Origin of the sequence: Streptomyces sp. NPDC057638 (assembly GCF_042800315.1) — a bacterium.
In the GTDB taxonomy this organism is placed as follows: domain Bacteria; phylum Actinomycetota; class Actinomycetes; order Streptomycetales; family Streptomycetaceae; genus Streptomyces.
This window is the reverse complement of record NZ_JBHVHF010000041.1, coordinates 26,229-38,318: the sequence shown is the minus strand read 5'-3', so window position 1 is coordinate 38,318 and position 12,090 is coordinate 26,229. Positions and strand designations below refer to the sequence as shown.

The following is a 12,090-nucleotide window of genomic DNA, read 5'->3' as shown; positions in this document are numbered from 1 at the left end:
GGGGTACCCCACGGGTGACGGTGGGGTACCCCGTTCGCGGTCGGTGGGGATCCCCGCGCCGTGCCGTGGTGACGCGCCCCGGGGCCGGGCGGGGAACCCCGTTCGTCCCGGGTGGGGATCCCCGCGCCCGGCGGGGGCGACCCCGGCCGGGTCGGTGTGGGGTACCCCACGGGGTCGGCGCGGGGTACCCCGGCGCGGTGCTCCACGGGACCCGGGCGGCCGGTCCGGGGAGTCCCGTTCCGTACCTCTGGCCGGGGCCGGGCCGCGAGGGCCCGCTCCGGTCCGCCGGAGGCCCTCGGGCACCGGCCCCCGGCGCCCCCGCCGCGCCCGACTACCCTGGGAGGCCTACCCACCCCCCTCGTACAGGAGAGAAATGGCCGTCAATCTGGTCAACGTCGAGGCCGTCAGCAAGGTGTACGGAACGCGCGCCCTGCTCGACTCCATCTCCCTCGGCGTCTCCGACGGCGACCGCATCGGCGTCGTCGGACGCAACGGAGACGGCAAGACCACGCTCATCCGGATGCTCGCCCGGCTGGAGGAGCCCGACACCGGTCGGGTGACGCAGAGTGGCGGGCTGCGGCTCGGGGTGCTCACCCAGCATGACTCGCTCGACCCGGAGGCGACCGTACGGCACGAGGTGATCGGCGACCTCGCCGACCACGAGTGGGCCGGGAACGCCAAGATCCGCGATGTGCTCACCGGGCTCTTCGGCGGTCTCGACCTGCCCGGGTTCCCGCAGGGCCTGGACACCGTGATCGGGCCGCTCTCCGGTGGTGAGCGGCGCCGGATCGCGCTCGCCCAGCTGCTCATCGCCGAGCAGGACCTGATCATCCTGGACGAGCCCACCAACCACCTCGACGTCGAGGGCATCGCCTGGCTCGCCGCGCACCTCCAGGCCCGCCGCTCGGCGCTGGTCTGCGTCACCCACGACCGCTGGTTCCTGGACCAGGTCTGCACCCGGATGTGGGACGTCCAGCGCGGCTCGGTCTACGAGTACGAGGGCGGCTACAGCGACTACGTCTTCGCGCGGGCCGAGCGGGAGCGCATCGCCGCCACCGAGGAGGCCAAGCGGCAGAACCTGATGCGCAAGGAGCTGGCCTGGCTGCGGCGCGGCGCCCCCGCCCGTACCTCCAAGCCCCGCTACCGCATCGAGGCCGCCAACGAGCTGATCGCCGATGTGCCGCCGCCGCGTGACACCAGCGAGCTGATGCGGTTCGCCAACGCGCGCCTCGGCAAGACCGTCTTCGATCTGGAGGACGTGACCGTCCAGGCCGGGCCGAAGGTGCTGCTGAAGCATCTGACCTGGCAGCTCGGCCCCGGCGACCGGATCGGTCTGGTCGGCGTCAACGGCGCGGGCAAGACCTCGCTGCTGCGGGCGCTCGCCGAGGCCGCCCGCACCGAGGGCGAGACCCAGCCCGTGGGCGGCCGGATCACCGTCGGCAAGACCGTGCGGCTCGCCTATCTCTCCCAGGACGTCACCGAACTCCCGCCGACCCTGCGGGTCCTGGAGGCGGTCCAGCAGATCCGCGACCGGGTCGATCTCGGCAAGGGCCGGGAGATGACGGCGGGCCAGCTCTGTGAGCAGTTCGGCTTCGGCAAGGAGAAGCAGTGGACCCCGGTCGGCGACCTCTCCGGCGGTGAGCGCCGCCGCCTCCAGCTGCTGCGGCTGCTGATGGACGAGCCGAACGTCCTCTTCCTGGACGAGCCCACCAACGACCTCGACATCGAGACGCTGACCCAGCTCGAAGACCTCCTCGACGGCTGGCCCGGCTCCATGGTCGTCATCTCCCACGACCGGTTCTTCATCGAGCGCACCACCGACCGCACCTGGGCGCTGCTGGGCGATGCCACGCTGCGGATGCTGCCGCGCGGCATCGACGAGTACCTGGAGCGCCGCCGCGCGATGACCGAGGCCGCGGCGCCCGCGCCCGCCCCGGCGCCGGAGAAGTCCGCCAAGGCGAAGTCGGCGGGCGAGGTCCGCGCCGCCCAGAAGGAGCTCCAGCGCATCGAGCGCCAGCTCGACAAGGTCTCGGCCAAGGAGACCGCGCTCCACGACGAGATCGCCGCCCACGCCACCGACTTCGCGAAGGTGGCCACCCTCGACGCCGAGCTGCGTGAACTCTCCGCCACCCGCGAGGAGTTGGAGCTGCGCTGGCTCGAACTGGCCGAGGACGCCTCGTAGCGGGACCGTCACGGACGCGGTCCACACCTGGTCACGGTGTGGACCGCGCCGCCCCGCGTCCCGTCCCGGGTGATAAGAAGGAACGCCCGCTCGACCGTCGTGAAAACGTAGGACCATGTCCGAGAACGTTCCGCCCCCGCCGCCGCCCCCGCATCCGCCGTCGGAGCCCGGCGCTCCGTACGCGCCGTACCCGCCGCACGGCGCGTACCAGCGGCCCCCGGGGGCGTACGGACAGCCCGCGCCGGACGGCCACGAGGACTGGCCCGTGGAGCCGTACGCGCCGCCCGGCCCGGCGGACCAGCACGCGTCCACCGGCCCGCGGGCCCCGTACCCGGACGGGGACCCGGGACAGGCCCCGACCGCGTACGACGCGTACGGGCACCAGGACCCGGGACAGACCCCGACCGCGTACGACACGTACCCGCACCCGGACCCGGGACAGACCCCGACCGCGTACGACGCGTACGCGCACCCGGATCCCCACTCCCCCGACGCCCACGGTCCGTATGAACAGCCCGCGTACGGCTCGTACGAGCAGCCCGCGCACGGTCCGTACGCCGCCCAGCCGCCCCAGCCCCCGGCCGGATACGCCGCGTATCCGGCGCCCGCGAGCCCGGCCACGGCCCCGTACCCGCATCCGTATGTCTATCCGCCCATGGCCCCCGGTGCCGCCGCCGACCCCGGCACCCCCACCGGCAAGCGGCCCGGCACCCGCCGCCGGACGCTGATCGCGGCCGTCACCGCCGGGCTGCTCGTGCTCGGCGGCGGTACGTATCTCGTCCTCGGCGGCGGGGACGACGAGGGTCGCCAGGAGACGGCGCGGGAGAGTGCGGAGGGTTCGCGCGAGGCGGGCAAGAACGGTGACTCCGCCCCGCCCGACCGGGGCGACGGCACCGGCACCGGCGGCGGGCCCGAAGCGGACCCCGGGGCGCTCAACAAGACCCGCGCGCCCGGCGAGGCCCGGATCCTCTTCCTCGCCCAGAACGACACCGATCTCCCGCGCGGCGGGGCCGAGGTCTTCGGTCCCTGGGTCGTCGGCGCCCGGGGCGACACCGTGGCGAAGGCCATGTACAAGGAGGTCGTCGGCTACTCGGCCACCGATGGGCGGAAGAAGTGGAGCGTTCCCCTCGATGCCGAGGTCTGCTCCGCCCCCGCCCGCCCCACCGAGGACGGCCGGATCGTGATCGGGGTCAAGGACGGCCCCACCGACCGTGCCAAGTGCCTCGGTCTGCGGATGATCGACCTCACCACCGGCAAGGCCGGCTGGAAACGGTCCATCCCGAAGGCCACCGGCTTCGCGGGCCTCGCCGACCACACCCTCACCATCAGCGGCGACACCGTCGCGGCGGGCGGCACCGGCAGTTCGTACGGCTTCTCGATCGACGACGGGCGGCAGCTCTTCGCCGGACCGGCCAGCGGCTGCAAGCCGTTCGCCTTCGCGGGCGGGCCCCGGCTGCTGGCCGCGGCCGCCTGCCCCACCGGCGACTACAGCAGACCCAAGCACCAGCTCAGCGAGGTCGACCCGGTGACGGGTAAGGCGCGCTGGAAGTACCGCGCCCCCGAGGGCTGGGAGATCGACAAGGTCTACTCGACCCGCCCGGCGGTGATCGCGCTGACCCAGCGCGCGGCCAAGAGATGGTCGGTGGTGGCGCTCGACGCCAACGGCCGCCAGCGCTCGCAGATCGACGGCGGGAAGGACCGGTTCCAGCCACGTTGCGGCGGCGCGTTCGTGGTCTTCGGCCAGGTGCTGGAGGGCTGCTCGGGTGTGACGGTCGACTCCTCCGGCGGGGACACCCTCTATATGGCCACCGAACCCGCCCGCCCCGGCGGCCCCAACGAGGTCGTCGCCTTCGACCTCGACACCGGCAAGGCGACCTGGCGTTCCCGCTCGGGCGGCGAGCAGCCGATGGTGCCGCTGGCGGTCCAGGACGGCCAGGTGATCGTCTACCAGCGCCCGTCGTACGACCGGGGCGGCGTGGTCGCGGCGGTCCCGGCGAAGGGCGGCCCCCCGCGCCCGCTGCTGCATCTGCCGGACGCGGCGGCCCGGGTCGAGTCCACCTTCTGGTCGCCCCGGACGGTGTGGGCGGATGGGCGGCTCTATCTGGCGAGCGGGCGGGTGAGCGCGCGCAGCGACGAGGAGGAGCTCCGGGTGAAGACCCTGATGGGCTTCGGGAAGTGAGCCCCCGGCGGGCGCGGTGACCGGCGCCGCGCCCGTTTCCCCCGGGGCGGCTGCCCCGCCACCTGGAGGAACGTTCCTCCCCGTCCGTGAGACACGCTCGTCCCCTCCCCCCGAGGTACGTACCCCATGACCCAGCCCCCGCCACCCCCGCCGCCCGGCCTCGGCCCGCCCCAGCCCCCGCCGCCGGGCGGTGGCTTCGGTCCGCCGGTCGCTCCGCCGCCGGGCGGCTTCGGCGCCCCGCACCCACCGGCGGCCCCCGCGTACGGTTTCGGCCCCCCGACCCCGTACGGCCCCCCGGCCCCGCCCCCACCCCCGCCCTCGCCGGGGAAGAACATCACGCGGATCGTGGTCGCGGCGGTGGCCGCCGTGGCGCTGCTCGTCGGCGGTGGCGTCTGGTACGCGACGACCAGCGGCGACGGCGGCGACCCGTCCGCCGACCCCGCCCCCACGGCTGCGGATGACGGCCCCGGCCGGGAACGGGCCCCCCGCGACCCCGCCGCGCGGCTGCTGTTCCAGCTCCCCGAGCCCGCGCGGGACGGCCTGGCGGACGTCGGCGGCTCCTGGCTGACGGACACGGCGTACATCAAGCCCGGTATCCGTTCCCTGGTCGCCCATGACCTCACTTCGGGCGCGCCCCGCTGGACCCTGCCCCTGCCCGGCCAGATCTGCGCCTCCTCACGCCACCCCTCCGCCGACGACCGGGTCGCGATCGTCTTCGAGGCGGCGCCGCGTACGGGCCGGGGTCCGGGGTCCGGCTCCTTCCAGCCCTGTACGGAGGTGGGCGCGGTCGACCTCACCAGCGGCAGGCTGCTCTGGCGTACCTCGGTCACCAGCGCCACCAGCGGTGACCAGAAGGTCCGGTTCCGGGAGGTCACCCAGAGCGGGGAGACGGTCGCCGCGGGCGGCACCGACGGCGGCGCCGCGTTCTCGCTGCGCACGGGCGCGGTGCTGTGGAAGCCGACCGCCGCCGCCGACCGCTGCCGTGATCTCGGGTACGGCGGCGGGCCCGCGCTCGTCGCCGTCCGCTCCTGCGGCGACTACGGCGACCCCCAGCTCACCATCCAGGGCCTGGCACCCCGGGACGGCACCCCGCTCTTCTCGTACCGGCTCCCGCCGGGTGTCGCGTTCGCCTCGGTCGTCTCGTCCCGGCCGCTGGTGGTGGCGGCCGACGTCGGCGACACGGCGGGCCGGGCGGGCTTCTCCGACCTCTTCTCCCTGGACGGCGAGGGGGCCCTGCGGGCCAGGATCCCGGCCACGGGCGACCGCTTCCAGGCCCGGTGCCGCACGGCGGAGGTCGAGCGGTGTACGCGGATGACGGTCGGCAACGGGCGGATCTATCTGCCGACCACCGACCACGAGGGCTCGGTGGGCACCCGCCAGACCAATGAGATCGTCTCCTTCGACCTGGCGACCGGGAAGCCCACGACCGGGCGGGCGGAGGCCGGGGACGGATACACGTTGGTTCCGCTGCGGATGGACGGCGGAAACGTGATCGCTTACAAAAGACCCCCTTATGACAAGGGCGGTCAGGTGATCACTCTGGACGGCACCTCGTTCGCGGCGAAGACGCTGCTGGAGAATCCGTCCGATAAGCGGGTACGGGAGCTGGAGACGTCCTTCTCGACGGACGGCGCCGAGTACCGTTACGCCAACGGTCGGTTGTATGTGAGCACGTCCCTGCTGGGAGCGCCGTCCGGGATGCGTAAACCGCTGGCCGTGGCGTTCGGCACCGGAGGCTGAAGACCGCCGGGGCGGCCCCACCGGATCAGCCGCCCCCTGAACGCGTCTCCGTGGCCGGTCATCTCAGCGGACCTTCCGGTCGCGTCCTGTTGAGGGATCTCCTGGGGGGATCTTCCCGGTGGATCTACGGTGTCTTCCGTGTGTTCCGTGTCGCGGATCCAGGACTTCCGGGTGTGACGGGTACCGAAATGCCGGGCGTGGGTCATGTAATGGTCATGTGGTGGCCATAAAAGGCTCCGGTGGAACCCGAATTCGGCACTACGGGGGACTTCTGCACGGATACTGCGGCGCGGAGTCGAACAAGCGTGTAGCTTGCCGGGTCAGGGCCGAGGTTCATGCAGCGGGGATGGGAGTAGCTCGATGGGCGTGCGGCTCATGGTGGTCGATGACCACCGACTGCTCGCGGAGGCACTCGCGTCCGCCTTGAAGTTGCGCGGACACCGGGTGCTCGCGGCGGCGGCTCCGGCCGCGGGCGCCGCCGACCTGGTCGTCAGCCGCGCTCCCGAGGTCTGTCTGCTCGGCACCGCGACCCCCGCCGAACCGGGTGTCTTCGACCCGGTCGTCAAGATCAAACGGGAGCGCCCCCAGGTGGCGGTGGTCGTCCTGGGCCCGGTCCCGAGCCCCCGGGGCATCGCGGCCGCCTTCGCCGCCGGGGCCTCCGGCTATGTCCGCCACGACGAACGCATAGAGGGCGTCGAGCGCGCCATGATCAAGGCCCGCGCGGGCGAGGCCGTGGTCGCCCCCCTGCTCCTCCAGGGCGCCTTCTCCGAACTCCTCAACCCGGTCGCCCAGCCCGACGACGAGGGCCAGCGCCTGCTCCACCTCCTCACCCCGCGCGAGGTGGAGGTGCTGGTCCGGGTCGCGGAGGGCGAGGACACCCGGCTGATCGCGGCGGGCATGGGCATCGCCCCGAGCACCGCCCGCACCCATGTCCAGCGGGTGCTGATGAAACTGGGCGTGGGCTCCCGCCTGGAGGCGGCGGCGCTGGCGGCCCGGACGGGCCTGCTGGAACGGGCGGAGACACGGCGGGAACGACCGGGGCTGTGAGGCGGGGCGGGTTCGTGTACCACCTCGTTGAATCAACTGGTGATCAGCCGTATGAGGCAGACCACTGCCCCCGGCTGAAGCGACAGATCCCGTCTGGTGTGATGTGCATCTGGCTTCCGTAGATCGGCAGTCCACCTTCGGCGTTCAGGCGGTGTCGGATCCGCTCCAGTTCGGTCCAGAGCCGACGCGGCCCGCCCTGGTGCACGATCGGCGGTTGGATCCACTCGGCTGACGCGCGCGCCCAGGAGCCATCAGGGTGCGCCAGATACGCCGTCCGTCGCTCGCCGTCCTCCTTGTAGGCGCTCTCCACACCTGGTGCGGCGAGTTCCAGCATGGCCCGCACATCCCAGGCCTCGGCGACATTGAGAACCGGGTAGCGGCCGGTGGTGACCGTCTCGCCCTCCCGTTCCCGTATGGCGGAGAGGAGCGAGCCCGAACCGGACGGGTAGTCGGGGCCGCTGCGGGTGCTCATGAATCCGGCGCGGTCCCACTCGACCACGCCGTGTGCCTCGCCGTCGGAGTCCTTCTCGGCTGTGACGATCACGTGTATCCGGGAGAGGGTGGTGACCAGCCGCCCTCCGGGCCTGAGCGCGGCGAGCACTCCGGCCAGGTTGGCGAGCGCCACCATCGACACCACGCGGTCATAGGTGCCGGGCAGGGGGTCGGTGGCGTCGTGAGTGATGACGGTGGGAGCCATCCCGATAGTGGCGAGGCGTTCGGCCGCAGCCCGGGTGAGGTAGGGGTCGACGTCCACGGCCGTGACGTGGTCGTCGCCGAGGCGGCGGGCCGCGAGGGCGGTGCTGGCCCCCGTGCCAGTGCCGATGAGGGCGAGGTCGGCGCCGTCGTACAGATGGCCGTGGCGCAGCATCCGCACCACCAGACCGGGCATGGTGGCGGACGATGTGGGCACGCCGCCCGGCCGGTCATCGGGGAGGGCGGTGTCGGCGTGGTGGGGTCCGACACGGGTCACCAGCGAGGTGTCTGAGTAGGCCGCCCGCAGCCATGCCGTCTCATCCGCCGCCCCCTCCCGCAGCCCCCAGAACCCCTCCCCCGTCGCCTCCCACCAGCGAGGAACGAAGAGATGCCGGGGAACGGAGGAGACCGCCTCCCGCCAGCGTGAGACAGCGGGGGTGACCTCGATCGCGAGACGCTCGGCGTGCGGCTTCCAGTCCATCAGCGCCCTCACTCCTCGTACTTCGGTTCACAGGCGGGCCGCTCCGCAGGCGAACAGTCGCTTCCGTCCGACGCGGGCTTGCAGTCAGGGTCACACGGATCTCCGCTCTCGCGAGCCGGAATCACCCGCAGTGCTTGGGCCCATGTGCCGCCGCTGATGACCGAGGCAAGGCCGCCGTCCCTGACGTTGCCGGTGACCAGCCAGCGAGCCATCACACATGGTGCGACGTCCCCTGAGGCGAGGACCGCCACCTGTCCGTTCCCGCAGCGCCCGCACAACTCGCCGGCGCGCGCCTCCTCGCTCAGTTGGGGCGCTGAGGCGCGTCCGATTCGCCGTGTGCGATCAAGACGAATCCTTGTCACCCCCAATGCCTCCAACTCCTGCTGGGCCTCGACCACACGTTGTCCTGGCAGGACGGAGACGATGCCCACCCGTAGGGGAACGCCTCGCCTGACAGCTTCGGTGATATGCGTCCGGGTGCGTTGGTAACTGCCAGGGCGGGCGGTGATTGCCTCGTGTTCCTTGGCGCGGTCGCTGTAGTAGCTCGTGGCCAGCGTCACGCCGTCACGTGAGAACAGTTGCCACCAATGGGGCCTGACGTGGAACAGATTGCTGTAGATCTCGGTATGGAGGCCGAGACTCGGCGCGTGCTCGACCAGCTCGGGCCAGGCCGGGTGCAGGGTCGGCTCGCCACCGATGAGCTGGATCTGCCGAACGCCCAGGGCCGCTGATTCGTCAATCACACGGCGCCAGTCGCTGGCCGTCATCGCACCGTGGTCACCCCAGGGACCTGACTCTGCGAAGCAGTGAACACACCGGAGCTGGCAGCTGCCGGTGATCTCCAGCTCGACAACTTCCGGGACACTCTTCGCAGGTGTCGACTGGCTCACGATGATCGCGCTCATAGCCGCTCCTTCAGCGTTGAGGTGTAGTGAGGTATCGCGATTGCGCGTGTCGCTCCGTTTGACGCTCCATCCTGGAGGCGCGCCAGAGGGGTGAAGATTCAGTGCCGTTCAGGCCGGTGGTCGTCGTCCATATGGCGCCGGAGCAGGACCCGGCAGTCGGTGGCGCGGGAGTGGTCGCAGGCGGCGCGGGCCTCGCGTTCGGCGGCGGTGAGGCCGTCACAGGTCGGGCAGTCATGGCCGTCGCCGCGGCCGTCAGGGTCAGCGGTCTCGTTCACGGATCGTTCCTTCGCTCCTGCCGGGCGCGCAGCACACGGGCGTCACGGACCCCGCGTACGGGCACACCCCAGCGGATCAGTTGCTTCTTCAGCCAGGCGTCGGAGACGCCGAACTCGGCGGCGAGCGCCTTGAGGGTCTCGCCGTGCCGATAGCGGACGATCACGTCCTCGCGGGCACGGGCGACCTGGTCACGGCCGGTACGGGGCACGGGGTCATCCCCTCTTGGGCTGGAGGTTGAGAAAGGGCCGCATGAGGAGCACCCGGGCCCGCTGCGGGCAGATGGCGAGGGTGTACCGGTCGGGCCCGTCCGGGATGACGACGGACACGGTCACCCCCCGCTCCAGACGCGCGTACACGGCCAGCGCCTCACGCGGGTCGTCGCACCACACCCGTATCTCCGTCGGCGCGTCCGGCACCGGCACCCGGTCCATCCGCATCGCCGGAGTCACCCAGGGGGAGGCGCACGGATCGGGATCGAGCCGGTCCGCGACCCAGCGCGCCCGGTTCTGGAGCCACTCCAGCGCGGCCTCCCGCGACCGGGTCCGCAGGGTGGCCAGGACGAACGGCAGCACCGCCCCGCTCCCGTAGACCGGCCCCTCCACCAGGACGTAACAGAGGTACGAGGCGGGGGGTCCGTTCACACCGGATCGCCCCCGTCCTCCCGCAGCCGCCCCAACTCCTCGTCGAGGCGGGCCTGCCGGGCCTGGGCGACCAGGTCCCGGCTCCAGTCGTCGACGCACTCGGTGTCCCAGCGGAGCCGTATCAGCTCGAACCCGAGCCCCAGCCGTTCCTCCGCCGACCCCAGCGCACAGGCGAGCCAGCCCCATAACCGCCTCACATCAGCCGCCTCAGCCGGTTGATCTCGCGGACCTGCTCCCGCAGCGACCGCAGCAACGGCGAGTCTCCACCGTCGTCATCGCGGCCGTCGCGGTCCTCAGCCGGTGGGGGGTCGCCGTCGGGCTCGGACGCCTTCCCACGATCGGGTGGGGGATCGGCGCCGGGCGCCGTGGGCCGAGCACGGCGCTGATGGCCCTCGACGGCCATCGACTCACCGTCCCCGTCACAAGAAGTGAATGACATACGGGTCTCTCCGTCAGTCCGGAAAGGGGGGTAGCCGCCCTTGTGGACAGGTTTGCCGCCGTCTGGGAGTAGCCAACCGCCTTCGCCCGCTACGCGGCCAGGACAGATGGCGGCCTTGATCCGGCCATCACCCGGCCATGGCGAACAGCCGTGCGCCGAGCGCACTCCGGGCGGTAACGGCCCCTCGGAACGGCGTTACCGTGGGGGTGGTGATGCCAGGTGACACGGTGAACGGAAACCGCACGCTGCGGGCGGCCCGGGTCGAGCGGGGATGGTCCTCCCAGGAGCAGGCGGCCGAGGCGATCAGCGCGACGGGCCAACAGGTCCTGAACGACCCCAGCTTCTATGTCAGCGAGCGGACCTATCGGCGCTGGGAGTCCGACAGACCCGGATGGCCCAGGGCCGACGCCGCCACCGTCCTGCGCCATGTCTTCGGGCGCGCCCCGCACCACCTGGGGTTCACACCCCCACCCGGCCACCCCGCCCATGACGACCCACAGCAGGAGGACCCCGTGAATCGCCGCACCTTCCTGGCAGCCGGGTCGGTGGCCGCCCTCGCCATCACCGAACCCGTCCACGCCGCAGCGCTCACGACCCGCCGGATCGACCCCAAGCTCTCCGACTACTTCGCCCAGCAGCTCAGCGCCCACTACACGGCCGACACCCTGCTCGGACCCGCGGAGTTGATAGGGACCGTCACCGAGCAGTACCGCGTGATCAGCACCGTCGCCCAGGCCGCCAACGGCACGGTCCGCGACGACCTGGTCCGCGTCGGCGCCGCGTACGCGGTGCTCGCCGGATGGCTCCACCAGGACGCCGGACAGTGGAGCGCCGCCCGCTCCTGGCACAGCGCGGCCCTCGCCGACGCCCACCGGGTCGACGACCCGGACCTGCACGGCTACACCCTCGCCAACCTCGGCTACCTCCATGTCGAACTCGGCGACGGGCGCTCGTCGGTCGCCCTGTGCCAACGCGGCCTGGACCACCGGTCGATGCCCCCGGTGGCCCGGATGCAACTCCTGTACCAGCAGGCCCACGGCCACTCGCTGCTCGGCGACCGCGACGCCGTCGAACGCCTCCTGGACGAGGCCCAGCACCTCGCCGCGGCCGCCCCCGAGACCCCGCCGACCCCCTGGCGCCGCACCGCCGCGACCGCCGCGGCCAACCCCCGCTTCTTCGACATCCAGCGCGCCACCGCCTACGGCCGCCTCCACCTCTACGCCGAGGCCCAGGCCCTGTGGGAGCCGGTCACCACCTCCCTCCCCCCGGCCGCCCGCCGCCGCGCCGGCATCTACCTCGCCCGCCAGGCCACCGCCCACGCCGCCCTCGGCGACGCGGACCGCGCCCTCGCCCTGGTCACGGAGTCCGCCCAACTGGCGGCGGAGACGAAGTCGGCGCGGCATGTCGCCGAACTCCAGTCGCTCCGCGACGACATGAGCGTTGGGGCGAACACCCCCCTGTACCGGGAACTGGACCACGCGCTGCGGACCCTGCCCGCCTGAGCGGG

12 protein-coding genes are annotated in these 12,090 nt (G+C 72.5%); 5 read left to right on the top strand and 7 right to left on the bottom strand.

Annotated elements, in window-relative coordinates; all coding sequences use genetic code 11:
• Positions 1–373 precede the first annotated feature (373 nt).
• The 4 genes from ACFVIM_RS08835 (at position 374) to ACFVIM_RS08820 (ending at position 7,148) form a co-directional block, all read left to right on the top strand.
• Positions 374–2,182: an ABC-F family ATP-binding cassette domain-containing protein gene (locus tag ACFVIM_RS08835; protein ID WP_384299965.1), complete on the top strand. Its 1,809-nt coding sequence runs from the start codon at positions 374–376 to the stop codon at positions 2,180–2,182.
• A gap of 115 nt (positions 2,183–2,297) precedes the next feature.
• Positions 2,298–4,361 carry a PQQ-binding-like beta-propeller repeat protein gene (locus ACFVIM_RS08830; protein WP_384299964.1) on the top strand — a complete coding sequence of 688 codons (2,064 nt, stop codon included), beginning with the start codon at positions 2,298–2,300 and terminating at the stop codon, positions 4,359–4,361.
• Positions 4,362–4,487: 126 nt separating this feature from the next.
• On the top strand, positions 4,488–6,101 hold the full coding sequence (locus tag ACFVIM_RS08825) for a PQQ-binding-like beta-propeller repeat protein (RefSeq protein WP_384299963.1): 1,614 nt from the start codon (positions 4,488–4,490) through the stop codon (positions 6,099–6,101).
• 360 nt (positions 6,102–6,461) lie between these two features.
• Positions 6,462–7,148 (top strand): LuxR C-terminal-related transcriptional regulator, encoded by a 687-nt coding sequence (locus tag ACFVIM_RS08820; RefSeq protein WP_384299962.1) that lies wholly within the window; start codon positions 6,462–6,464, stop codon positions 7,146–7,148.
• 43 nt (positions 7,149–7,191) lie between these two features.
• Here the strand turns inward: ACFVIM_RS08820 and ACFVIM_RS08815 are convergent, their stop codons facing one another.
• The 7 genes from ACFVIM_RS08815 to ACFVIM_RS08785 form a co-directional block, all read right to left on the bottom strand.
• The gene (locus ACFVIM_RS08815; protein WP_384299961.1) at positions 7,192–8,322 is read right to left on the bottom strand and encodes a methyltransferase domain-containing protein; all 1,131 of its coding nucleotides are present in this window, start codon (positions 8,320–8,322) and stop codon (positions 7,192–7,194) included.
• An 8-nt stretch (positions 8,323–8,330) separates the two neighbouring features.
• The gene (locus tag ACFVIM_RS08810) at positions 8,331–9,227 is read right to left on the bottom strand and encodes a radical SAM/SPASM domain-containing protein (protein WP_384299960.1); all 897 of its coding nucleotides are present in this window, start codon (positions 9,225–9,227) and stop codon (positions 8,331–8,333) included.
• Positions 9,228–9,325: 98 nt separating this feature from the next.
• Positions 9,326–9,502, bottom strand: coding sequence for a hypothetical protein (locus ACFVIM_RS08805; protein ID WP_384299959.1), 177 nt, complete (start codon positions 9,500–9,502; stop codon positions 9,326–9,328).
• Positions 9,499–9,711 carry a hypothetical protein gene (locus ACFVIM_RS08800; protein ID WP_384299958.1) on the bottom strand — a complete coding sequence of 71 codons (213 nt, stop codon included), beginning with the start codon at positions 9,709–9,711 and terminating at the stop codon, positions 9,499–9,501. The genes ACFVIM_RS08805 and ACFVIM_RS08800 overlap by 4 nt, the downstream gene beginning before the upstream one ends.
• Before the next feature lie 4 nt (positions 9,712–9,715).
• Positions 9,716–10,144, bottom strand: coding sequence for a hypothetical protein (locus tag ACFVIM_RS08795; RefSeq protein ID WP_384299957.1), 429 nt, complete (start codon positions 10,142–10,144; stop codon positions 9,716–9,718).
• Entirely contained in the window at positions 10,141–10,341 is a 201-nt protein-coding gene (locus ACFVIM_RS08790; protein WP_384299956.1) for a hypothetical protein, read from the bottom strand. Before ACFVIM_RS08790 ends, ACFVIM_RS08795 begins: the two co-directional genes overlap by 4 nt.
• Positions 10,338–10,583, bottom strand: a complete 246-nt coding sequence (locus tag ACFVIM_RS08785; protein WP_384299955.1) for a hypothetical protein — start codon at positions 10,581–10,583, stop codon at positions 10,338–10,340. The genes ACFVIM_RS08790 and ACFVIM_RS08785 overlap by 4 nt, the downstream gene beginning before the upstream one ends.
• A gap of 227 nt (positions 10,584–10,810) precedes the next feature.
• Between ACFVIM_RS08785 and ACFVIM_RS08780 the strand changes: the two genes are divergently transcribed.
• The gene (locus ACFVIM_RS08780; protein ID WP_384299954.1) at positions 10,811–12,085 is read left to right on the top strand and encodes a multiprotein-bridging factor 1 family protein; all 1,275 of its coding nucleotides are present in this window, start codon (positions 10,811–10,813) and stop codon (positions 12,083–12,085) included.
• The last annotated feature ends 5 nt before the right edge of the window (positions 12,086–12,090 follow it).

What these genes read in the sequence shown, in the direction of transcription:
- ACFVIM_RS08820 (WP_384299962.1), top strand. Translation starts at nt 6,462, where the DNA reads ATGGGCGTGCGGCTCATGGTGGTCGATGACCACCGACTGCTCGCGGAG.
- ACFVIM_RS08785 (WP_384299955.1), bottom strand. Translation starts at nt 10,583, where the DNA reads ATGTCATTCACTTCTTGTGACGGGGACGGTGAGTCGATGGCCGTCGAG.
- ACFVIM_RS08830 (WP_384299964.1), top strand. Translation starts at nt 2,298, where the DNA reads ATGTCCGAGAACGTTCCGCCCCCGCCGCCGCCCCCGCATCCGCCGTCG.
- ACFVIM_RS08815 (WP_384299961.1), bottom strand. Translation starts at nt 8,322, where the DNA reads ATGGACTGGAAGCCGCACGCCGAGCGTCTCGCGATCGAGGTCACCCCC.
- ACFVIM_RS08825 (WP_384299963.1), top strand. Translation starts at nt 4,488, where the DNA reads ATGACCCAGCCCCCGCCACCCCCGCCGCCCGGCCTCGGCCCGCCCCAG.
- ACFVIM_RS08810 (WP_384299960.1), bottom strand. Translation starts at nt 9,227, where the DNA reads ATGAGCGCGATCATCGTGAGCCAGTCGACACCTGCGAAGAGTGTCCCG.
- ACFVIM_RS08835 (WP_384299965.1), top strand. Translation starts at nt 374, where the DNA reads ATGGCCGTCAATCTGGTCAACGTCGAGGCCGTCAGCAAGGTGTACGGA.